A 22738-nucleotide genomic window follows, 5' to 3' on the forward strand; every position below is an offset into this window, starting at 1 on the left:
CTACTGGTGGGTAGACGTGCAATCTGCGCACACTTAACTCGCATTCGGCACGGCCGCCAGCCTCATGGCATGGCCGTATCGATTCGAAACCGTCCTCAGCCCGGCCGCACCGACACCAGCATCGTGAGCGTGCCAGCCTGGACGACCCTGTCGTTCTGATTGAGCACCTCGATGCGGAAGTCGACGATGTCGTCGGACCGGGGCTCAGCTCCTGACCGGCTGCCCTTCCTCCCGGGCCTTGGCCCGACCGCGAGCAAGATCGACCAGTCCGATGATTCCGGCGAAGACGATGACGAGCGCGATGAACCCGAAGCCCGCGACGATGGCCGCGCCGTATCCGGCGATCGGCTGGACGACGAAGAACACGGCGGTGACGATCGCGATGCCGATGGCCGTGCCCACTCGCTGCCCGGTCTGCATCACACCGCCGGAGCTTCCCGCGTAGTCGACGGGAACCTCGGCCAGGGTGAGCGTCTGATTCGGGCTGATCGCCATGCCCTGCCCGAGACCGGTGACCCCGAGGGTCAGCAGCAGCCACCAGATGCTGACTCCCCAGGACTCATGGGCCAACACGAGGAGCGCCGAGGCGACGACCCCGGTCAGACCGATTGCGACCCCGAGGACGACCATCTTCCGGCCGAAGGTGAGCACGACACGGCCGGCCGCCTGTGCTGCGATCGCCGAGAGCAGCGCCGAGGGCAGACCGACGAGGCCCGCATGGAGGGCGGGGAATCCGAGACCGTTCTGCAGGTAGAGCGCGACGATGACCCAGATGCCGGGCATGCCGACGAAATACATCGACGTCAGCGATGCCCCGTAGGCGAAGCTGCGTGTCCTGAACAGCTGCATGTCGACCATCGGTGATCCGCCTCGGCGGGAGTACCGGTTCTCCCACCGCACCCACAGCCAGACGACGGCGGCACCGACCGGGACGAGGGCATAGATCCAGGCACCTGCGCTGCGCTCGAGGAAGGGCAGCATGACCAGCAACGTGCCCACGGCGAGCAGAACGAGCCCGACCGGGTCGAAGTCGGCGCGACGCCGGCCGTGCGGACCTGGCTCGGCGCCGGCACCGACCCACGCGCTCTGCGGCAGCCAGAACCGGCCGAGGATGATCGCGGCCAGGGCGATCGGCACGTTGATGAGGAACGCCGAACGCCATCCCCATTCCTCGCCGAGCACGGCGATGAGCCCGCCACCGAGGACGGGCCCGATGCCCACGGAGACGCCGACGATCGTGCCGAACATCCCGAAGGCGCGACCGCGGACCTTGCCGTGGAAGTACTGCTGGAGCATCCCCACGCCCTGGGGGCTGAGCAGACCGGAGCCCAGCCCCATGACGACACGGGCGATGTTGAGCACGAGCGGGTCCGGGGACAGTCCCGAGATGAGGGAACCGAGGGCGAAGACACTGACGCCGATGACGAAGAGCCGACCACGGCCGAAGAGGTCACCGGCTCGGCCGGCGGCCACGAGCAGCACGCCGAACGCGAGCGTATACCCCGAGAGCACCCACTGGATCGCCGAATTCGAGGCGCCGATCGAGCGCTGCATGTCGGGGAGGATGACATTGACGATCGAGACGCTCAGCAGCGACATGAACATCGGGACGAGCATCACCGCCAGGATCTTGCGCTGCTCTGCCGTCATGACCGTCTCGGAAACATTACCCATTCATATAGTTCTACGCCGCCCTGCCGACAAGCACAATCGGCCTCCGTGGTGCGTTTGCTCACGCACCGCGGAGGCCGATGTATCCGCCGACGGTGCGGCGGGCATGGGCGTCGTCGAGGCCGATCTGTGCCACTGACCGGTCCGCAGACCCGAGGAACAGCCCCTCGTTCTCAGACGCGACTGGGGCTGCGAGCGATTGCTCGCAGCCCCAGAATGACGGACGGTGCAGCTCACCTGCTCATTCGCGTCGAATATGGCAGGATACTCTGTTCGCAGATTCGAATGGTCACGACCGATAGTCGATTTCGATATCGGCGATGTCCTGGTCCTCGAGATTCACGACGATGTTGTCCGGAGTGCGAGTGGTCATCCAGATCAGCTCTTCGGTCTTGCTCGCATTGCCTTCGATGTGGGGCATATACGGCGGCACGAAGACGAAGTCCCCCTCCTCCATATAGACGATCTGCTCGTAGCGCTCGCCGTAGCGGATGAACCCGCGGCCCTTGAAGATGTACCCACCGGTCTCGGCCTCACCGTGATGGTGAGCGGCTGAGATCTCACCAGGGCCGGTGTGGACCTTGCCGAACCAGAGGTTCGATGCTTTCGAGTTCTCGCGTGATACGCCCGAGACGCGGCGGGCATTCGCCGTCTGTCCCGGAGCCTCGTGCAGGTCATTCGCTCTCTGCACGGAGAAGAGGTCGACATTGCGATTGATGTCGAAGCCATCGCTGCTGTTGGTGGTCATGGTGTTCCCTTTCTTTCTCGTTCTGTTGTCGAAGCGGATCAAGATCCTGTCGGTCGGTCCCCTACTCGGAGTTCTCCTCTGCCTCGGCGGGTCGTTCCGCTCAGGTGGAGCGAGGGAGTCCGAGATGTCGTTGTGCGAGCTGATTGCGAATCATCTCGTCTGTCAGCGGCGCAAAGGTGTAGAGGCGCGCGTCTCGGAAATATCGCTGCATGGGTAGGTGACGGTGGAAGCCCCACCCGCCCATCACCCGCATTCCGATATCGGTGGCGGTCGTCGCGGCTTCCGAGGCTGAGAGTTTGGCAAGACCGGAGAGGTTCTCCACCGCTTCACCAGATCCCTGGTCGGACATCTCCGCCCCGTTGTAGAGGAGATGACGAGCCGACTCGGTGCGCGTGAGCGCGTCGACGAGGGGGTGCTGAAGTCCCTGGAACGACCCGATCGGCTTGTCGAATGCATGGCGACCATTCGCATAGTCGACGGCACAGGACAGAGCCCCGCGAGCTATACCCAATGCCACGGCGGCCCCGTTGAGTCGTTCGCCGTTGAGTGTGGCGAGGACATTTCTGAATCCGGATCCGACGTCGCCGAGGACGTTCTCCGCCGGCACTGCCACATCCTCGAGGATGACGTCGGCCTGCTCGAGGCCGCGGATGCCCATCGTGTCGATCGGCGTCGTCGTGATCCCGGGGGTATCGCGCGGAATGATGAACATCGAGATTCCGTCGATGCCGGACTTCTCCACCGCCGAGGTGCGGGCGAGGAGGATGATGAATGTGGCCGTCGACGCTCCGCCGATCCATTTCTTCGCGCCATTGATCAGCCAAGTGCCATCGGGGGCCCTGCGCGCCCATGTCGCCATCTGGCGGGCCACATCGGTGCCCCCGGCGGGTTCGCTCAGCCCGAAGGACATTCGTGCGGAACCCGAGAGGAGAGGACCGAGCCATTCGGCCTTCTGATCCCCCGTTCCGTACCGATGGAGGAGTTCGACACCCATGTATTGGACGACCATGCTCACACCGATCGAAGTGGCACCGGCACCGAGCTCTTCGAGCACCGTGACCTGGCTGGTGTGGCTCGGCCCCCGACCGTCGACGTCAGCCTCGAGTCCGACCAGTCCTTCGGCGGCGAGCGCCTCGTACAGCTCGAAGTCGTAGGTCTCGTCTTCATCATGCCGGTTCAGCCGCTGCGGGCTGGTCACCGCGTGAAGGGTTCGGCGAACTCGCGTGCGCAGGTCTGTGATCGCCGGGCTGTCACCTCGGGTCGAGAAAGGCACCGCGCCGTCGGCACCGAGATCAACCGGCTCTGTGAAACTGTCAATCATCGTCATCGTCGGACTCATTCTCCTCCGCCGTCTCGGCGGGAGATGAGGAACGAGCTGCGGAATGTCATCACCGTCGACCCATCCTGCTTCTTCACCTCGTAGGCCAGAGACCACAGACCCCTGCCCGGCTTACTCGTCGTCCGCGCCTCGACGACAGTCGCCTCGGCGTGGACAGTGTCGTCGATGAAGACCGGGTTCATTGCACGGACCTCGTCGAGGCCGAGCCACGCTTCGACATGGGTGAAGTATCCGGTCTGAGTGAGCAGCCCCAGTGCCACAGACAGCGTCAGTGGCCCATGGCCTATCCTCTGACCGAACGGTGTGGCTGCCGCATATTCGGAGTTGAGATGAAGCGAGACCCAATCTCCGGTCAGCCCGGCCCATTGGACGAGGTGCGCATCTGTGATCGTCAGCCCGGGGCTGATGACGACGTCTCCCTCTTGCAGGTCTTCCCAGAAATGATCCGGGCGACCCTTCACCTGTCCGATCTCGACTGTGTCCACGACTTTCCTCCGTACCTCACCGCGAGGACGAGGCCCCGGGATGTTGATCGATTTCTTCTCGTCTCCCGACAACTATAGACTAGCGAACGCTTGTTCGTATACTGTTTTGTGAAAAGTTCCGCACCTGAAATCGGCAGCGAACCAAACGTCGCAGCGAAGGAGACAGCAATGACACAGGTCACCACCACGGTGGAGCCCACCGTGCACGATCGACTCAAGGACAGCATCACCACAGCCAAGCTCGGTGGCTCCGAGAAAAATCGGGAGAAGATCAGGAAGTCAGGAAAGCTGCTCGTCCGCGAGCGCCTTGCCGAGCTCTTCGACGATGAAGACTACATCGAGGACGGGCTCCTGGCTCGCTTCGAGGACGGCCTGCCCGGCGATGCCGTCGTCATTGCCTTCGGCAAGGTCGACGGGCGCGAGGTCTGCGTCATCGCCAATGACTACAGCGTCAAGGCCGGAACTTGGGGCAATCGCACCTTCGAGAAGATCACCATGGCACAGAAGAAGGCCGAGGATTCCGGCATCCCCATCGTCTACCTCTTCGATTCCGCCGGCGCACGCATCGACGAACAGTTCGAGTCATTCGCCGGGCGCAACGCCTGGGGAAACATCTTCTACAACCAGGTTCAGATCTCCGGACGGGTGCCACAGGTCTGCGCACTGTTCGGCCCCTCTCCTGCAGGTTCGGCCTACGTACCCGCGCTCTGCGACCTCACCATCATGGTGAGAGGCAATGCGACCGCCTACCTGGGTTCGCCTCGACTGGCAGAAATGGTCACCGGCGAGCAGGTCACGCTCGAGGAGATGGGCGGAGCGGAGATGCACTCGACTGTCTCGGGCCTCGGCGACGTCCTCGTCGACGATGACAGCGAAGCGATCGCCGCGATCCGGGTCTGGCTCTCGTTCCTCCCTCCGAACTGGAGCACAACCCCTCCCATCACCGAGGCAGTCCCACCCCGCGAAGGTCGCACCATCGAGGACATCGTCCCCCTCCGCGAGGCCGAGGTCTTCGACATGGAAGAACTCGTCGAGTCCCTCGTCGACGAGGGCACGTGGTTCCCGTACAAGGAGCTCTTCGCCCCCGAAATGCTCACCGGCTTCGCCCGCATTAACGGGCGCCCCGTCGGTCTGGTCGGGAACCAACCGACGCACATGGGCGGGTCCATCTTCCCCGATTCCTCCGACAAGGCCGCGCGGTTCATCTGGATCTGCAATGCCTATGGAATCCCCATCATCTTCCTCGTCGACATCGCCGGCTACATGATCGGCTCGGAGGTTGAACGTCAAGGCATCATCCGACATGGGGCCAAAATGATCTTCGCGGTGTCGGAATGCCGAGTCCCCCGCATCACCGTCCTCGTCCGCAAGGCCTACGGCGGTGGCTACCTGGCGATGTCGGGAGCACCGATGAATCCCGATGCCGTCATCGCCCTCCCGACGGCCCGGCCCGCACTCATGGGCCCCGATGCCGCGGTCAACGGCGTCTACTACAACCAGATCCACGCCATCGAAGATCCTGAGGAGCGCAAGGCGTACATCGCGGAGAAACAGGCCGAATACGCGGAGAAGATCGACGTCTTCAAGATCGCCAACGCCAACGCCGTCGAGGCGGTCGTTCCGGCCAATGAGCTCCGCTCGGACCTGACCCGCAGGCTCGGCCTCTACAGCAAACGCAAGATGGCTCCCATCGAACGCCGTCAGGCCGTGACACCCGCCTGACCTCAAAAGGAACAAAACCGAACGGCCGGGCCGTCATCACGACGGCCCGGCCCTTACTCCACTCGGAGACTCCCGCAGCCTCGAGGACCACTGAAACCCTCAGCGGAAGGACTCAGGTCTGTCATCGAAGAGTCTGAAGACCTGCGTTGCTCCCCCGTCGATCATCAGATCCGCGCCATTGATGTTCTTCGCCGCTTCGCCGAGCAGGAATTCGATGAACGAACCGATCTCCTTCGGATCGACGATGTTTTCCGTCGGCACCTTCTCTTTGACCTGATCCCTGACTGCCTGAATGACCATTGCAGTGTCAACCACACCTGGGCAGACGTTGTTCACCGTCACCCCGGTGCCCCAGAAGTCCAGCAGCAGCGAGCGCGTCAGGTTTGACAGCCCCGCTTTCGAGGCCGCATAGCTGGGGTACGGGTAGCCCGTCGTACCGGCGATCGACGAGATGTTGATGACTCTCCCCCACCCCTGCTCGGCCATACCGGGCCCGAAGTGACGGATCATCCGGAAGGGCCCGTTGAGATTGACGCCGATGACTTTGTCGAATGACGATTCGTCATGGTCAACCAGGTACTTGCGGTCAAGCAATCCCGCCGCATTGACGAGCACGTCGATCCCGCCGAAATCTCGCTCGACTGCGGCCACGAGTCCCACCACAGAGACCTCACTCGTCACGTCGACCGGGTAGGCCGCGCTCTGGCCGCCAAGGCCCTTGATCTTCTTGCTCGCCGCTTCTGCTGCGGCCAGATTGACGTCGGTGCAGATGATCGTGTGGCCGGCCCGGGCAAGAATCTCGTTGATTCCGGCACTCATTCCACCACCCGCTCCGGTGATGAGCACCCGGCGAGATCTCCCTTCGCCAGGAACGACTGGGGCGGACGGGACAGGAGTTTCATGGTGAGTCATGTGGAATACCTTTCGGCAGGTTTCGAAATGAATGAACACATCCGGCTCGAGGACACGGGCGCATGAACCTCTCCCTGAGCACCATTCCGTCGCAGTGCGGCCGGACGACGCATGGCCGAGAATAAGTTCACGAACAAGCGTTAGTTTTTGAGTCTGCAAGAATAGGCGCATAGAGTCAATGCCCTCCGCGCAGCCGAACACTCAACAGAGGGCGAACAGAGAACGAGAGGCGACAGCAATGGCAACGAAGGGTGAGCAGACAGCCACAGCAGTGAGAGAGAAGGCGACCGACTTCTTCTTCGAGAAGGGATTCTCGGCAACAACCCTGCGGGAAGTCGCCTCCGCCGCCGGAGTCAAGGTCAGCAGCCTCTACAACCACATCTCAAGCAAGGAAGACCTCCTGCAGCAGGTGATGGGGAGCTTCATGGACGACATCATCGCCGATACGGAGGATGCCCTGGACGGCGAGACCGAGGCGATAGACAGACTGCTGAGCGTCGTCGACAGCCACCTCCGGTTCCACGCCACCGAAGCCCGAAAAGTCTTCATCGGCAACAACAACCTCCGCTTTCTGAGCCAGGAGGCCAGGAATGAGATCACCGCCAAACGCAGCGAATACGTGCGCCGAATCCAAGACATCATCGAAGAGGCCGGACAGGCAGGAGTCGCCACCATCCTCGACTCCCGCCTTCAGGCCTACGCGATCATCGCCCTCGGCACCGACGTCGCCACCTGGTATCGACCCGACGGACGACTCCCCCTCGACGAGATCGTCGATATCTACTCGAAGATCGCCCTGCGAGGGCTCTCCGTCTCCGAGGCCGACGCACGAGTCGACAGCAGACGGAGGGCTCGCACGTCCCTCGCCGGCTGATACCGCACCCTCCCCACCTCCCCTGGCGCCCCTGCATCCGTGCAGGGGCGCCATCTTTTCAGATGAATCGCTGCGCACCCCTTGCGCCTGAGCCTCGAACCGAATATTGTTACGGACGAACGCTTGTTCGTTTATCTGCAGGATGATCTGCAGAGCAGCGGGAGGAATGACTTGCACACAATCAACACCTGGATCGAGCTCAATGCTCGGAAGCATCCGGCGAAAGAGGCCCTGGTCGGCATCGATGGGCGCGTGACTTTCTCGCAGCTTGCCGAACGCGCCTGGGGCCTGGCTCGCGGTCTGCAGGAAAAAGGTGTGAGACCAGCGACGAACATCGGCGTCATGGGGTCCAACACGGTGTTCAACGCCGAGATGTTCTTCTCTGTGGCAGCTGCCGGCGGAGTCTACGTTGCCTACAACTGGCGCTGGTCGGCAGTTGAGTGCGCCCAGGGGATTGCCGAGACGGCTGCGGACTTCATCATCGTCGAGGCTCAGTTCGACGAACTCGTCGACCGTGCGCTCGCGAAACTCTCCGAAACGCAGGAGACGCTCCCTCACGTCATCCGTGAGAGCGAGATCAACGCACTTCGCACCGGAAATGGCCCACTCGCCTCGGAGACCACTCTCGATTCTCCGCTGTGCATCCTCTACACGGGAGGATCGACGGGTACGCCCAAGGGCGTCGTCCTCTCCCACCGTGCAGCAGTGGCCAACGCCTTCAACGAGATGATCGACTGCCGGGTTGGCACACGACAGGATGAGCGCGGGCTGATCGTCACTCCCCTGTTCCACACCGCCGGTCTCCTGTGCTGGCTCGCCACTCATTTCATTGCGGGCGCGACCAGCGTTCTCGCGCCGAAATTCGACGTGGAGTCGTTCGTCGAGACCGTCGAGCGCGAACGCGTCACCAACACGTTCCTGATTCCCAACATGGTCCGCAAGATGCTCGACCTGAGGGCCTTCGACAGCCCGATTCTTCGCGAGAATCTCAAAGCCGTGCACACCGGCGCCGGTCTGCTGCGCATGCCGGACAAACAGCTCTTTGCCGAAATGCTGCCGGACGTCGACCTTTATTTCCGGTACGGACTCACCGAGGCGGGCCCGATGGTGACCCGCCTGCTGGCCGAAGACATGCTCGATCCAGAGGTCGACGGGTCCATCGGGCAGCCATATCTCATGGTCGACGTGGAGCTCCAGGACCTCGATGGCAACAAGGTCGCTGTCGGCGAACTGGGTGAGATCTGTGTCCGCAGTCCGTCCCTGATGCTCGAATACTACGGCCGCGCCGAACAGACTGCCGACGCCCTGCGAGACGGGTGGCTGCGCACCGGCGATCTTGCGGTCGTCGACGAACACGGATACTTCTTCTTCCGCGACCGTCTCAAAGAGATGATCAAGTCGGGCGGCGAGAACGTCTACGCCGCCGAGGTGGAGCAGGTTCTCTATCTCCATCCCTCAGTTCTCGAAGCCGCAGTCGTGGGAGTTCCCGATCCCGAATGGGACGAGGAGGTTCGAGCAGCAGTCGTCCTGCGATCGGACCTCGAAGCCACTGAGGCCGAACTCCGGACATTCATGCGCGAGCATCTCGCCGGTTACAAGGTGCCCAAGACCATGGTCTTCATCACCGCCGACGAACTCCCACGTTCACCGGCGGGCAAACTCGTGAAATCCCAACTCAAGGACCAGCTCGGGTGGGTCTGACCGACCTCGTTGGTCGCATCTCACCACACACGGTCGGCGACGGTCCGATCGACAACCACAACCGCAATTCGCTGAAGGGCAGATCACCCATGTTCTCAAAGATCCTCATCGCCAACCGGGGTGAGATCGCCGTACGTATCATCGACACGTGCGCCCGCCTCAACGTGTCCACTGTCGCAGTGCATTCGAGCGCAGATGCCGCCTCTCTCCACGTCCGGCGTGCCGACGAGGCAATCGACCTCGGGGATGGACCCGCCAGCGAGAACTACCTCAATCCGCAGGCCATCGTCGATGCCGCCCTGAATTCCGGCGCCGAGGCCATCCACCCCGGTTACGGCTTCCTGTCGGAGAATGCCGGGTTCGCACAGGCTGTCGCCGATGCAGGCTTGGTTTTCATCGGACCCTCGCCTGCTGCGATCTCCACGATGGGTGACAAGGTCGCCTCGCGTGAAGTGGCCATACGGGCGAAGGTTCCGATGGCTCCCGGTTCCGACGGGGCAGTCGATTCCGCGGAGGCGGTGCTCGAGTTCGGCGAAAAGCATGGCTACCCGATCCTCGTCAAAGCCTCTGCAGGCGGCGGTGGACGTGGAATGCGCCGCATCAACGGTCCCGAGGAGGCCGGCGAGTCCTTCGACGCTGCCGTCCGAGAGGCCACAGCAGCCTTCGGCAATGGAGAGGTCTTCGTTGAGCGCTACCTCGTCAGTGCGCGCCACGTCGAGGTCCAGGTGGTGGCCGATTCGCATGGACTCGTATCGGCACTCGGCGACCGCGACTGCTCTGTCCAGCGACGCCACCAAAAGCTCATCGAGGAATCTCCGGCTCCCGGGCTCTCCGAGAAGATGCGCGAAGACATGGGTGCCGCAGCGGCTCGGTTGGCCGGCGAAGTCGGCTACCAGGGCCTGGGAACCGTCGAGTTCCTCGTCGAGGGCGAGAACTTCTACTTCCTCGAGATGAACACACGCATCCAGGTCGAGCACCCGGTGACCGAACTCGTCAACAACGTCGACCTGGTCGCCGAACAGCTGCGCATCGCCTCCGGCGAGCACCTGGGCAGCAATATCACCGACCCGCAGCCGGTTGGCACTGCCATCGAGGCTCGCATCAACGCCGAAGACGTCGCGGGAGGACTGTTCGTCCCCTCTCCCGGGGTCATCACTGCCCTCAGTGCGCCTACCTCCGAGTCTGTGCGTTTCGACACGGGATATGACAGCGGCGACGAGGTACTGCCTTTCTACGACAGCCTCATCGGAAAACTCATCGTCTGGGGCGAAGACAGAAAGACCGCGATCAACGGACTCCTCGCCGCCCTCGACGAATTGCAGATCGAGGGTATCGCAACAACCGTTCCGGCAGCTCGCCAGATCATCGACACCGACGACTTCCGCAGCGTCGCCCACACAACGCTGTGGCTGGAGAACTCCTTCGAATTCTCCACCGACGAGGACGAGGGTCTCGCCCGCAATGAGGTCGAAGTCAATGGCCGCTTCTACGTCATCCCCCAGTTCTCAGACGACCCGGCGTTAAGTGTCGGACGCCCCGCCGCCGAAGCACCGGCCGAGGGCGAAAGCGCCGATCGTCGCCGGAAATCCAATGGTGCCCGCAAGCGTCGTTCGGGTCCGACTTTCGACGGCACCGTCAAGGCTCCCATGCAGGGCACCATCATCAAGGTCAATGTGGAACCCGGCGCTGCAGTCACGACCGGTGAACCGCTGTTCGTCCTCGAGGCGATGAAGATGGAGAATCCGGTCGCGTCACCCATCACCGGGACAGTCGACGATGTTCTCGTCACTCTCGGGCAGTCGCTGTCTGCCGGAACTCATTTGGCAACCATGTCGGAAGGTGGTGCCGCCTGATGAAGCCCGTGCGTTCCGTCCTCTTCGTACCCGGCCATCGCCGCTCGATGATCGACAAGGCATTGGCGTCGAAGGCCGATGCCCTCATCCTCGATCTCGAAGATGCGGTTCCCGAAACCGAGAAGCAGCTTGCACGGGACACCGTAGCCGATGTCCTCAGAACTGCCACGGACTCCGGTCCGCAGATCCTGGTGCGCCCGAATGCCCTCGACACCGATCATTTCGGTCGAGATGCGGAAGCAGCGACGAACTCAGCACTGACGGCTTTCCTCCTGCCCAAACTCTTCGGCCGGGATGATGTCGTGCGCTTCGATGCGGTCGTCACCGCTGCGGAGGTCAGTGCCGGCATCGACCGAGGCAGCATCGGCTTCGTCCCGTCACTCGAGACCGCGGCTTCGATCAATCGGGTCGACGAGATCCTGGCAGCACCACGCGTGGTCGGTGTCATGGCCGCGGCAGCGAAGAACGCCGACATCTCCCGCGAAATCGGATTCAACTGGTCCGCTGAGGGCACAGAGACTCTGTACCTGCGCAGCAAGGTCGTCGTCGCAGCCCGCACTGCCGGTCTGCGCGTCATCATGCTCGGTCTGTGGCAGGAGATCGACAACCTCGAGGGCTTGGCACGATTCGCCGACACCAACAACGATCTCGGATTCACCGGGCAAGTGCTCATCCACCCCAAGCACATCGACATCGTCAACGATGTCTATGGGCTCAGCGACGAGGAGGCCGAATACTATCGCGGACTCGTTGCCGCGTTTGAGTCCGGCACCGAACGAGGACTCGGAGCAGTGACCTATGCCGGCGAGCATATCGATCTGGCCCATGCCAACCACGCGCGCCAGCTGCTGACGCTGGCCGGAACCGACGACTGAGGAGCCATCACCATGTCAGGAATGTACTACGAAGACTTCGTCATCGGCGACGTCATCCGCCACGAGGTCACGCGCACAGTGACCGAGACGGACAATCTGCTCATCACCACACTGACGATGAACGTCCAGCCGCTGCACCTCGACGCCGAGTTCGCCGGCGACTCGATGTTCGGACGCCAGATCGTCAACTCGATCTTCACTCTCGGCTTGGTCACCGGCATCCCAGTTCAGGAGACCACGCTGGGCACCACTCTCGGCAACCTCGGCTTCCGCGAAGTGACGTTCCCCAAGCCCGTCTTCTTCGGTGACACGCTGCGGGTGGAGACTGAAGCCCTCGACATGCGGGAATCCAAATCTCGTCCCGGCACCGGCATCGTCGGCATCGAACATCGCGGATTCAACCAGAATGATGAGCTCGTCTGCACCGTTCGACGCACAGCGTTGATGAAGTGCCGTCCAACCGAATCCGATTGAGCCGCAAGCGGCGATTCCAACCGCAACCACCCCACACCATGCGCACCACCGAAAGTTCTGAAAAAACTGCACCACATCACCACGAACGTCTCAACACACAGGCAGGCCGGCGACACAGGTCCCGGCCCTGAGGAAAGCAGTCAATGATGACAAGCAACGACTCCTCCATGATCACACCGGCAGGACCGGCAGCTGAGGGAAATTCGCCCGCTGAGGAGGCTCCGACCTTCGACCCGAAGACGGCCCGCACTGCGGTCGTCAGCGGCACCTTCGGCACGGCGCTCGAATGGTTCGACTTCGCCGTCTACGGAACTCTGTCCGCGACCCTGTTCCCGGCGCTGTTCTTCGCCAATGTCGGAGCCGACACCGCCATTCTCGCCTCATTCGCGACTTTCGGCGCCGGCATGGCAGCCAGGCCGCTCGGCGGCGTGTTCTTCGGCGCACTCGGCGACAAGATCGGACGTCGCAACGTCCTCATGTTCACCCTCGTCATGATGGGTTCCGCCTCGGTGCTGATCGGACTCCTGCCCACCGCCGATCTCATCGGTATCTGGGCACCGACACTGCTCGTCATCCTGCGCTTCCTCCAGGGGTTCGCCCTCGGCGGTGAGGCCTCCGGAGTCCAGGTCCTCGTCACCGAGCATGCGCCGGCGGACAAACGCGGAATGTACGGCGGCATCCTCGCCGTCGGATCTCCCATCGCCCAGACCTGCGCCTCACTGACGCTGACCGGCCTTGCTCTGTTCCTCTCCGAAGAGGCATTCCAGAGCTGGGGTTGGCGCATCCCGTTCCTCATGGGCGTCCTCCTGCTGCTCGTCGGCGTCTGGATCCGCCGCAGCATCGAGGAGACACCGGCTTTCCGCGAGAGCCAGAAGCAGGCACAGGCGAAGGCGGCTCAGGAAGAGCCCCAGGAGAAAGCTCTCAAAGTCATCGTCAAGCGCCCCGGCACCGTCATCAAACTGATCTGCTCGTGGGCTGCTTCGGCGGGACTGTTCTGGATCTGCGTGACCTATGCCGTGAACTACCTGACCAGCGTGCTCGGCTATGACAATTCGATCACCTTCAGTCTGCTCGTCATCGCCAATGTCATCTCCATCCCGGCGGCAATCTTCGGCGGTCGCCTCAGCGATGTCCTCGGACGCAAGAAGGTCTTCTTCATCGGCCTGCTCATGCAGGGCATTGCCGCGGCATCGATGTTCCCGATCATGAACTCGATGAATTATCCGCTCTCCGTGGCTGTCATCGCCTTGGCTCTGTGCGGAATCCAGATGACTGCCGCCGTCCAGGCGCCGTTCTTCGCCGAGGCACTTCCGACCAGAATGCGCTACACGGGTTCCGCCCTGGGAATGACGTTCGCCGGTCTCATCTTCGGTGCACCCATCCCGTTCATCGCCGCTTGGATCTTCCAGCACTCGGAGAACGGCACCACGGCGCTGACCGCCATCGGCGTCGGTCTCGTCCTCATTTCGATGATCGCATCTGCTTTCCTGCCCGAACGCTCAAAGGAAGCGCTCCACGACAACTGAAGGAGTCAGCAATGACCCGATACGCCCATTTCCTCGACGCGAATCAGCACCCCAGAATCGCCGAGGTGCGGGGAGAGTCCCTCGTCCCGCTGGTAGGGATGGGGATGCTGGGGCCCGACACCCCCACCGAGGTTCTCACCGAAGCAGTCCGGGACGAGGACGCCGCAGTGCGATCAGCCGCAGTCACGCTTCTGCCCGCCTCACCACAGGCTCAGAAGGTAGTGTGCGTCGGCCTCAACTACGCCTCGCATGTGGCTGAGACGAAGCGTGAGATGCCGGACTATCCGGTGCTTTTCCCGAAATACGCGAGCAACCTCATCGGACCCGCCGATGACATCATCGTGCCCAAGATAGCCGAACTCCCCGACTACGAGGGTGAGATGGCCGTCATCATCGGTCGAGCTGGTCGGCACATCACCGAGGCCGAGGCCTTTGACCATGTGCTGGGCTTCAGCGTCGCCAACGACGTGAGCATGCGCGACTACCAGTACAAGTCGCACCAATGGCTGCAGGGCAAAGCCTGGGATGATTCAACTCCGTTGGGGCCTCACATCGTCACTCCCGATGAGGTCGATCTGAAGTCTGCGGGTATCAGAACCGTCGTCAACGGGGAGACCCTGCAGGAGGCGACCCTGTCAATGATGATGTTCTCCGTTCCCACTCTCATCGCCACAATCTCGGAATTCACAAGGCTCGAACCCGGCGACGTCATCCTCACCGGAACACCGGCCGGCATCGGCAGCAAGCGCGACCCCCAGGTCATCCTGCGCCACGGCGATACGGTGAGCGTCGAGGTCGATGGGATCGGTCGTATCGAGAACTCGGTCGTCGTCGAATAGTCGCTCGGCAGAAGGAGCAGGTATGAGCACAGCGAATCGACTCTTCGAACCGTTCACCTTGGGCGGCCAGAAGCTGGCGAACCGAATGGTGCTGCCGCCGCTGACCAGAAGCCGGGCCACCGATGAGGGCCTCGCCACCGATCTCATGGCCGACTACTACAGACAGCGCTCCGGTGCCGGGCTGATCATTGCAGAGGGCACTGTTGTGCTGCCCCAGGCCACGGCGTACCCACGAGTGCCAGGACTGTACAACGCAGCCCAGGTCGAGGCGTGGAAGCCCGTGGTCGCTGCGGCGAAGCACGACGGCAACGCAATGTACTGCCAGCTGTGGCACGTCGGACGCCAGTCGCATTCCACGGTTCAGCCCGATGGTCTGCCCCCGAAAGCGCCGTCGCCCGTCCCGATCACCGGGTTCAAGTACAGGAGTCCCGATGGCCCTGTCGCCTACGAAACTCCCCGCGAGATGAGCGAGGCCGACATCCAGGAGGCCGCGACCGCTTTCGGTGCCGCGGCCCGAAATGCGATGATCGCCGGTTTCGACGGGGTGGAGCTGCACGGTGCGAACGGCTACCTCATCGAGCAGTTCCTCGACGACGGCATCAATCGGCGCACCGATTCCTACGGCGGCAGCATCGAGAACCGGATGCGGTTCCTCCGCGAGGTCCTGTCGGCGGTCTTCGACCATGTGCCGCCGCACCGTGTGGGCGTGCGGCTCTCTCCATCGTCGACGTGGATGGATGCGATCGACTCGGACAAACGCAGACTTTTCGGCACTGTGATCAATCGTCTCAATGAGTTCGGCTTGGCGTATCTGCATCTGGTCGAACCCGGCATTGCCGGATCCTCATCCGCTGAGGTGAGCGCCGAGGCCATTCCGACCGCGGATCTCGCTGCGCTGTTCGACGGTCCGGTGATCGTCACGGGCGGGCACACTCCTGAGACCGCGGACGCAGTCATCGAAAACGGCACAGCCGATCTCGTCGGATTCGGTCGACTCTTCATCGCCAACCCCGACCTGCCTCGACGGTTCGCTCTCGGAGCGCCGTTTGGAGATGTGCGCAAGCGGGGACTGTACGGCGGGACAGCTGAAGGCTATACGGACTACCCGGAGCTGAGCGCCGCAGAACTCTGACCGCTCACAGAATCGGTCCGACTACTCACAGGATCGCAACTTCGGAAGCCAGGTAGACATGGATGTTCTCCACTGAGGCGTTCGACCTGCCGTCATACGTCGAGACCAGTGACTGTGCCGCGAACTCCGCCTCCTCCGCGGTGGCAAAGCCCAATGCCAGAGCCACATCGGGAATCCGAGGCTCATGCCGCAGGGAATCCCGGAGCAGCAGCTGAGGATTCTCCGCAAGTCGATTGCACTCACGGCCGATCTCGCCCGGCATGCCCTCGGCCGTCGAATCCAGCCACGCTGCTGCTTCGCTGAGATCCGACTGCAGGCTCCCCAGACCCAGAACCCACACCTTGAACGGCCGGTGCTCATGTGGCTCTCCGCCCTCCACCGGTCCGCCGGTGAGACCGGACAGAAACCTCAGCTCATCGTCGATGAGCCGCTCCGCGACAGCAGAGTCATGAGAAGCGCCGACTACCTCGGGGGAATCGAACCACAGCTCGACGATGCCGTCGATTCGGAACGACTCTCCCGCCTCGGCGGTCGGGCTATGACTGTGCACGTGGTTCTGCAGATAGCAGGTCACGCCCGGCAGTTCGCGGGCGATGTCTGCATGGGTCGTCGCCCAATGGGCGAAGAACTGGTCGAGACTGAGTTCGCTGTGCTTCTCGAGGTAGGTGATGCGTTTGAACATGCGTGTCCTTCCCGGGACTCGGTGTGCGACGAAAGCTCAGAGTGTGATTTCGTGCTCGTCGGCCAGGAACCACTCGACGGAGCCGAGGAATTCCTCCTCGTGGGCGAACAGCTCGGCTGCTGCAGCATCGTCGAAGGCAGTCTTGACGTCTGCCACCGACTCGAACCAGAGTTCGGCCATTCCGCTGTAGGGCCACTGCTTATGGTGGTCGAGGGCCGGGCTCTGCGTGTAGCGGCGGATGCCCGGGAGTCTGCGCACGTACGCAGGGTGCTCGTCGTGCCAAGCACTGAGGAATTCTTCGCGGGCCATGCCGTCCTTGGCCTTGACCACTGCTACCACTTTGATCATCGGGTTCGCTTTCTGCTGGCCGCGCCGACTTGGTCGGTGCGGGACGGGAATCGAGTGTCCATTTCCTCCGGTAACCACTTTTACAAACAAGCGTTCGCTCGTCAATCGAGAAACCCCCCGCACGTTCAGCGATCACAGCAGAATGGTAATGTACATTCTGTACATATAATAGTTTCGACGGCACCATGACTCGGAGGAGGGAGAGCAGCCAGTGAACGAGAACTCACCCGATTCTGCGCCTGCCACAGGGCACCGACCCGGCCGAGGCAGACGGTCCGCCTCAGTCGTCCGCTCCGAGGCATTGGCCGCCGCCGGCGACCTCCTCATCGCGGAGGGCCTGCCGGGATTCACGATGGAGAAGGTCGCCCGGGTGTCCGGGGTCAGTCGGGTCACCCTCAACAGATATTGGCCGTCCAAGGGCGCGTTAGCCCTGGACGCTTACCTCTACCGTTCTCAAGACCAGCTTGCCTTTCGCGACACCGGCAACATCACTGACGACCTCATTACTGTGCTGAGCGCATGGATCGGCTTCCTCGGTGACGAGAGTCACCGTCGCGCTTTCACCCAGCTCATCGGCAGCGCCCAGAGCGATGTCGAATTGGCCGCGGCATTCGACAGCCACTACTTCGGCCCTCGGCGCCAGGAAGCTCTGGGCATGCTCGCCGCAGCGGTCGACCGCGGACAGCTGCGATCCGACGTCGACCTCCCGACGGTCGTCGACATGATCTGGGGTGCCTGCTATCACCGCCTGCTCCTGCCGAATCTCACCGCCACGTTGACGGCAGCATCTGTCGCAACGCTGGTCGCGACCGCCCTGCGCGGAATCGCATCCGAAGACTACGGCCTGCCCCCGCCTACGGAAGCGGGTGCTGACCGCACATCAATACACAATCACGAGACAGTACACTCAGAGGAACATCATGAGGCTGGACAACAAGACAGCAATCATCACCGGAGGTGCCTCCGGAATGGGCCGCGCTGAGGCTGAAGCCTTTGCCAAGGAAGGCGCGAACGTCGTCATCGCCGACCTCAATCAGGAAGCGGCAGAAGAAGCGGCGGAAGCCATTCGCTCGGCTGGCGGGAAAGCGCTGGCAGTGAAGACCGATGTCACCAACGAACAGGACCTTCGAAACCTCGTCGAGACCACCATCGCCGAGCACGGACAGATCGATGTACTGGTCAACAACGCCGGAATCTTCGACAAGTACGCGACCAGTTTGGAGACCACGGAGAATCAGTGGGACTTCATCTTCAACATCAACGTCAAATCGGTGTTCAACCTGACCAACCTGGTGCTGCCAGGGATGATCGAACGCGGCAACGGTGCGATGGTCAACATCGCCTCGGTCGCCGGCCTCGTCGCCGGAAAGGGCGGAGCCGCCTACACTTCATCCAAGCACGCCATCATCGGCTACACAAAGCACCTGGCCGCCTCCTACGGCAAGGACGGAATCAAGATCAACGCGATCTGCCCAGGTACGATCTCCACCCCGCTCATTGCGGACTCGCTCAAGGACATTCCCGCCGATGCCATCCCGGTCAAGCGCTTCGGGGAGGCCGACGAAGTGGCCGAGCTGGCGACCTTCCTCGCCTCCGACGAAGCCAAGTTCATGCAGGGTGCCGCAGTGCCCATCGACGGCGGTTTCACGATCCAGTAATCAGTCCCGACTGAGCACGCCGCGCTATTCGGCGGCATTCCATAAAAGAACGGTGCACCCCGCATGTCGGGGTGCACCGTTCTTTCGCTCAGATGGTCAGGAGTCTCTCACTCCCCGCGGCCGATGGCCTCGACGGCGCTCGGGTCGGAGGAGTTGAGGAACTCTTCGATGCGGGCGGCTTCTTCGCCTTCGCCGATCGCTCCGGCGGCGCGGCCGAGCGCGTAGAGGGCGCGGAGGAATCCGCGGTTGACTTCGTGCGAGTACGGGATCGGTCCGGCGCCGCGCCAGCCGGCGGCGCGCAGGGCGTCGAGTCCGCGGTGGTAGCCGACGCGGGCGTAGGCATAGGCGTCGACGAGGCGGCCTTCCTTGTGCGCCTCATCGGCGAGCTCGGCCCACGCCAGGGACGAAGCCGGCAGTGCTGCGGCGACGTCGATGGGCTCTTCACCCGCGTCGATGCGCGTGCGGGCCTCGACGTCCGGGTGATCTTCGGGCAGGTAGGTCGGCTGCGGGCCGAGCTGGCTGGCATCCAGGTTGCCGATGTGCGATGGGTTGCCGATGGGCTGAGTCATTGCGTCTCCTTCTTAGTCGGTCTTCACTTCGGACGGCAGGATCTTGTACGGGTTCTCACTCAGTGCTCCGGTGACCCCGGCGTCGGAGAGCTTCTCGAGCTGCTTCTTGTCTTTGACATCGGTGGCCCAGACGGCCAGGTCGACTCCGGTCCACTTCTCGGCGACATCGGCCTCGACGGCCAGGGCCGTGTACCCGTCGCTGGACAGCGACTCGTTCCTTGTTGCCGTCAAATCCCCGGTGAACAAGGCGCCGACTCCGGCATCGGCGGCAGCACGGGCCACCTCGGCGTCGTCGGTGCGCACGATCGTCGAGTCCTCAAGCCCCGCCTCGGTGATGGTCTTCAGTGCCGGTTCGGCCACCTCAGGGGAATCGATGGCGGGCAGGAACACTGTGTCCCCGCCGAACTCGTCGACCAGATCGTCCCAGGTGATGGGATCGCCGGGACTCGTGTCCTTGCGGGCCGGTTTGATGGTCTGGTCGAGGAATTCCGCGGAGTCGAGCTCGTCGAGGGACTTCTTCAGGCCCATGTCCTCGGCCGCGGTCTCCGGGTTCGCGGCCACGATCGTGCCGTCGCCCAGCGCGGTGAGTGTGGGCGCGGGCAGGTAGCCGAACTTCACGTTCTCGGTGAAGGCGAGCTTCGAGTTCGCCGGGTACACCGCGGATCCTCCGTCGAGGGCGCCCACGGCCGGTGGGTTGAGCGAATCGACGGTCAGCTGGTCGTCGGAGCCGAAGATGTTCATCGCGAACACACCCGCGACGAGGAGGACGACGATGGTGCCGGCCCACAGGGGTGCATTGAATTTCTTCGGCTCGGGACGGTCGGGCACGGGAATCCGCTCGCGGGATTCGGGATCAACGCTCGGCAGCGGATCATTGGTGCCGCGGCCGTAGCGGTCCTTGTGGGCCTGGTTCGGCTTCTTCTTGCTCATCGGCTGCTGTCCTTCGTCGTTCCGGCCCCGGTGACCAGGCCTTTGAGGAAGCCTGCGCCCCAGCACAGATGCATGGTCGGCAGGATGAGGCCGAACCAGAATCGTTCACGTCGGCCGCAGTCCTTCGCCGCCGAGGCGGTCGCGAGGATTCCGGCGATGTAGCCGAAGCTGGGCACGTGGATCAGCGAGGTGAAGCGGCGGAGGAACTTCGGCCACGTCTTCGTCGCGCCCGTGAGCTGGAGCAGGGTCTCGATGACTGCCGCACCCATGCCGAGCACGAGCAGCGGCGGGGCGAAGTAGCGGATGGAGTTCTGCGCCCCGTAGCGGCGGATGAGTTCGGCCCGCCAGATTCCGGTGGCCCAGAACTGCTGGGCGATCTTCGACCAGGTGCCGCGCGGCCAGTAGGTGACTTCCATGTCCGGGTTGAACCAGATGCGGCCGCCGGCGGTGCGGATGCGCAGGTTGAGCTCCCAGTCCTGACCGCGTTTGATGCCTTCGTCGAAGCCGTCGAGGATGTCGAAGACCTCGCGGCGGTAGACGCCGAGGTAGGCCGATTCGGCTTCCTGTGCCGCGTCGCCGGAGTGGTAGGCGGGACCGCCGAGGCCGACCGGGGACATGTATGCCCGCGCCACGGCTTTCTGGAAGGAGGTCTTGCCGCGGGCGAGCATGAGTCCGCCGCAGTTCGCGGCCTTCGTCTCACGCAGAGTGTCGATGGCCTGTCTGGTGTAGTCGGCGCCGAGACCGGAGTGCGCGTCGACGCGGATGATCACCGGGTGCCGGGTCGCGGCGATCGCGAGGTTGAGCCCGATCGGAGTCGCGGCCTGCGGATTGTCGACCGTCTGGATCCGCGAATCGCGGGCTGCCATCGATTCGATGATGGCGTTCGTATCGTCGGTCGAGGGACCGAGAGCGAGGACGATTTCCTTGTCCCCGTCGTACTCCTGGGCGAGGATCGTGGTGATCGCCTGGCGGATGTGCTCGGCTTCGTTGAGCACCGGCATGACGTAGGAGACGCCGGGCTTCTCGGGCAGCGGCGGCAGCCCGTCCGGGGTCAGGATCTCAAGTACTTTCGACACGCCCTCAATCTTCCCACATCCGCGCGCACGCGGCCTTGAGGGGGCGTACAGGTGGAGCCCGGCACGCGCCGGACGCCCCGTCGGCACCAGACGCCTCGTCGGCGCCGGAGCCCGGCTTCACAGCCCGCGGGCGATGAGCTCCTTCATGATCTCGTTCGTTCCGCCGTAGATCTTCTGCACCCGCGCATCGGCGTACATCCGGGCGATCGGGTATTCGAGCATGTAGCCGTACCCGCCGAAGATCTGCAGACACCGGTCGATGACCGAGTTCTGAACGTCCGCGGCCCAGTACTTACCGGCCGAGGCCTGCTCGGTCGTCAGCGTGCCGGCGATGTGGGAGGCGATGAGATGGTCGACGAAGCTGCGTGCGGCGAAGGCTTCGGTCGCGCATTCGGCGAGCACGAACTTCGTGTTCTGGAAACCGAGGATCGGCTGACCGAACGCCTCACGTTCCTTCGCATAGGCGATGGCCTCGCGCACCGCTGCCTCGGTGGTGGCGGCGGCGCCGACGGCGATGGACAGGCGCTCCTGCGGCAGCTGCTGCATGAGTTGGACGAATCCGCGGCCCTCTTCGCCGCCGAGGAGGTTCTCGATAGGGACCCGCATGTCCTCGAAGAACAGTTCGCGGGTGTCCTGACCGTGCTGGCCGATCTTGTCGAGTACGCGACCGCGTGAGAATCCGGGCAGGTCGGCCACCTCGGCGACGATGAGCGAGAGCCCCTTCGCGCCCGGAGCGCCTCCGGTGCGGGCGACGATGACCACGAGATCGGCGTGGGTGCCGTTGGAGATGAAGGTCTTCGCTCCGTTGATGACGTACTCGTCACCGTCGCGGAGCGCCTTCGTCTGCACGTTCTGCAGGTCAGAGCCAGTGCCCGGTTCGGTCATCGCGATGGCGGCGACGAGCTCGCCGGAGGCCATGCCCGGCAGCCATCTGCGCTTCTGCTCCTCGGTGCCGAAGGCGTTGATGTAGTGGGAGATGATCGTCGAGTGCACGCTGTTGGCCCATGCGGCGTCGCCGATGAAGCCCTGCTCCTGGAGGATGACGGCTTCGTGGGCGAAGGTGCCGCCGCCTCCCCCGTATTCTTCCGGGATGGAGATGCAGAGCAGCCCGGCCTCGCCGGCGCGGTTCCACAGTTCGCGGTCGACCTGTTTCGCTTCAGCGAATCGGGCCTGGTTCGGCACGATCTCCATGGCGAAGAATCCGCGTGCCAGATCGCGCAGATCGTCCGTCTCCGAGGTTTCCCATCCGCCGCGGTATCCGTCAAGAATCATGCTCTCGTCTCCTGTCTGGTGGGGTCACTGGTGCCGGTGGGGTCGCTGCGCG

At 63.3% G+C, this 22738-nt stretch carries 22 protein-coding genes; 11 read left to right on the top strand and 11 right to left on the bottom strand.

The features are described 5' to 3' along the window. Window positions 1-204: 204 nt before the first annotated feature. From BEP01S_RS00220 to BEP01S_RS00235, 4 genes are all read right to left on the bottom strand, one after another. Window positions 205-1674: an MFS transporter gene (locus tag BEP01S_RS00220; protein ID WP_062239120.1), complete on the bottom strand. Its 1470-nt coding sequence runs from the start codon at window positions 1672-1674 to the stop codon at window positions 205-207. A 286-nt stretch (window positions 1675-1960) separates the two neighbouring features. Beyond that, complete coding sequence (locus BEP01S_RS00225) at window positions 1961-2419, bottom strand: cupin domain-containing protein (protein ID WP_083532391.1); 459 nt, start codon at window positions 2417-2419, stop codon at window positions 1961-1963. A gap of 100 nt (window positions 2420-2519) precedes the next feature. Next, entirely contained in the window at window positions 2520-3692 is a 1173-nt protein-coding gene (locus BEP01S_RS00230) for an acyl-CoA dehydrogenase family protein (RefSeq protein WP_062239414.1), read from the bottom strand. Between the two features lie 62 nt (window positions 3693-3754). Further along, window positions 3755-4243, bottom strand: coding sequence for a MaoC/PaaZ C-terminal domain-containing protein (locus tag BEP01S_RS00235; protein WP_218004308.1), 489 nt, complete (start codon window positions 4241-4243; stop codon window positions 3755-3757). Between the two features lie 168 nt (window positions 4244-4411). Between BEP01S_RS00235 and BEP01S_RS00240 the strand changes: the two genes are divergently transcribed. Further along, the gene (locus tag BEP01S_RS00240; protein WP_062239123.1) at window positions 4412-5965 is read left to right on the top strand and encodes an acyl-CoA carboxylase subunit beta; all 1554 of its coding nucleotides are present in this window, start codon (window positions 4412-4414) and stop codon (window positions 5963-5965) included. Window positions 5966-6064: 99 nt separating this feature from the next. On the opposite strand, the gene BEP01S_RS00245 is transcribed toward BEP01S_RS00240, so the two are convergent. Then, complete coding sequence (locus BEP01S_RS00245) at window positions 6065-6916, bottom strand: SDR family NAD(P)-dependent oxidoreductase (protein WP_167348240.1); 852 nt, start codon at window positions 6914-6916, stop codon at window positions 6065-6067. A 199-nt stretch (window positions 6917-7115) separates the two neighbouring features. Between BEP01S_RS00245 and BEP01S_RS00250 the strand changes: the two genes are divergently transcribed. The 8 genes from BEP01S_RS00250 (at window position 7116) to BEP01S_RS00285 (ending at window position 16151) form a co-directional block, all read left to right on the top strand. Then, window positions 7116-7751, top strand: a complete 636-nt coding sequence (locus BEP01S_RS00250; RefSeq protein WP_062239129.1) for a TetR/AcrR family transcriptional regulator — start codon at window positions 7116-7118, stop codon at window positions 7749-7751. Window positions 7752-7922: 171 nt separating this feature from the next. Continuing rightward, on the top strand, window positions 7923-9452 hold the full coding sequence (locus BEP01S_RS00255) for a class I adenylate-forming enzyme family protein (RefSeq protein WP_062239132.1): 1530 nt from the start codon (window positions 7923-7925) through the stop codon (window positions 9450-9452). Then, the gene (locus BEP01S_RS00260; protein WP_244881998.1) at window positions 9443-11305 is read left to right on the top strand and encodes an acetyl/propionyl/methylcrotonyl-CoA carboxylase subunit alpha; all 1863 of its coding nucleotides are present in this window, start codon (window positions 9443-9445) and stop codon (window positions 11303-11305) included. The genes BEP01S_RS00255 and BEP01S_RS00260 overlap by 10 nt, the downstream gene beginning before the upstream one ends. Next, window positions 11305-12180, top strand: a complete 876-nt coding sequence (locus tag BEP01S_RS00265; protein WP_062239135.1) for an HpcH/HpaI aldolase/citrate lyase family protein — start codon at window positions 11305-11307, stop codon at window positions 12178-12180. The genes BEP01S_RS00260 and BEP01S_RS00265 overlap by 1 nt, the downstream gene beginning before the upstream one ends. A gap of 12 nt (window positions 12181-12192) precedes the next feature. Then, window positions 12193-12654 carry a MaoC family dehydratase gene (locus BEP01S_RS00270; protein WP_062239138.1) on the top strand — a complete coding sequence of 154 codons (462 nt, stop codon included), beginning with the start codon at window positions 12193-12195 and terminating at the stop codon, window positions 12652-12654. A gap of 143 nt (window positions 12655-12797) precedes the next feature. Then, window positions 12798-14180 carry an MFS transporter gene (locus BEP01S_RS00275; RefSeq protein ID WP_062239142.1) on the top strand — a complete coding sequence of 461 codons (1383 nt, stop codon included), beginning with the start codon at window positions 12798-12800 and terminating at the stop codon, window positions 14178-14180. Between the two features lie 11 nt (window positions 14181-14191). Next, window positions 14192-15019: a fumarylacetoacetate hydrolase family protein gene (locus tag BEP01S_RS00280; protein WP_062239145.1), complete on the top strand. Its 828-nt coding sequence runs from the start codon at window positions 14192-14194 to the stop codon at window positions 15017-15019. Window positions 15020-15041: 22 nt separating this feature from the next. After that, window positions 15042-16151 carry an alkene reductase gene (locus BEP01S_RS00285; RefSeq protein ID WP_062239147.1) on the top strand — a complete coding sequence of 370 codons (1110 nt, stop codon included), beginning with the start codon at window positions 15042-15044 and terminating at the stop codon, window positions 16149-16151. Window positions 16152-16176: 25 nt separating this feature from the next. Here BEP01S_RS00285 and BEP01S_RS00290 read toward each other — a convergent pair whose 3' ends face one another. Next, window positions 16177-16833: an EthD domain-containing protein gene (locus BEP01S_RS00290; protein ID WP_062239150.1), complete on the bottom strand. Its 657-nt coding sequence runs from the start codon at window positions 16831-16833 to the stop codon at window positions 16177-16179. Window positions 16834-16869: 36 nt separating this feature from the next. After that, entirely contained in the window at window positions 16870-17181 is a 312-nt protein-coding gene (locus BEP01S_RS00295) for an EthD family reductase (protein WP_062239154.1), read from the bottom strand. A 211-nt stretch (window positions 17182-17392) separates the two neighbouring features. On the opposite strand from BEP01S_RS00295, the gene BEP01S_RS00300 reads away from it, so the two are divergent. Then, window positions 17393-18163: a TetR/AcrR family transcriptional regulator gene (locus BEP01S_RS00300; RefSeq protein ID WP_062239157.1), complete on the top strand. Its 771-nt coding sequence runs from the start codon at window positions 17393-17395 to the stop codon at window positions 18161-18163. Next, the gene (locus BEP01S_RS00305) at window positions 18102-18839 is read left to right on the top strand and encodes an SDR family NAD(P)-dependent oxidoreductase (protein ID WP_062239160.1); all 738 of its coding nucleotides are present in this window, start codon (window positions 18102-18104) and stop codon (window positions 18837-18839) included. Before BEP01S_RS00300 ends, BEP01S_RS00305 begins: the two co-directional genes overlap by 62 nt. 107 nt (window positions 18840-18946) lie before the next feature. Here BEP01S_RS00305 and BEP01S_RS00310 read toward each other — a convergent pair whose 3' ends face one another. The 4 genes from BEP01S_RS00310 to BEP01S_RS00325 form a co-directional block, all read right to left on the bottom strand. Further along, window positions 18947-19408, bottom strand: coding sequence for a DUF3151 domain-containing protein (locus BEP01S_RS00310; RefSeq protein WP_062239163.1), 462 nt, complete (start codon window positions 19406-19408; stop codon window positions 18947-18949). Between the two features lie 12 nt (window positions 19409-19420). After that, window positions 19421-20338 carry a hypothetical protein gene (locus BEP01S_RS00315; RefSeq protein ID WP_062239166.1) on the bottom strand — a complete coding sequence of 306 codons (918 nt, stop codon included), beginning with the start codon at window positions 20336-20338 and terminating at the stop codon, window positions 19421-19423. Then, a complete protein-coding gene (locus BEP01S_RS00320) occupies window positions 20335-21414 on the bottom strand; it encodes a glycosyltransferase family 2 protein (RefSeq protein ID WP_083532394.1) in 1080 nt (359 codons plus the stop codon). The genes BEP01S_RS00315 and BEP01S_RS00320 overlap by 4 nt, the downstream gene beginning before the upstream one ends. Window positions 21415-21531: 117 nt before the next feature. After that, complete coding sequence (locus tag BEP01S_RS00325; protein ID WP_062239169.1) at window positions 21532-22686, bottom strand: acyl-CoA dehydrogenase family protein; 1155 nt, start codon at window positions 22684-22686, stop codon at window positions 21532-21534. Window positions 22687-22738: the final 52 nt, after the last annotated feature.

Origin of the sequence: Brevibacterium epidermidis NBRC 14811, assembly GCF_001570805.1 — a bacterium.
GTDB lineage: Bacteria > Actinomycetota > Actinomycetes > Actinomycetales > Brevibacteriaceae > Brevibacterium > Brevibacterium epidermidis.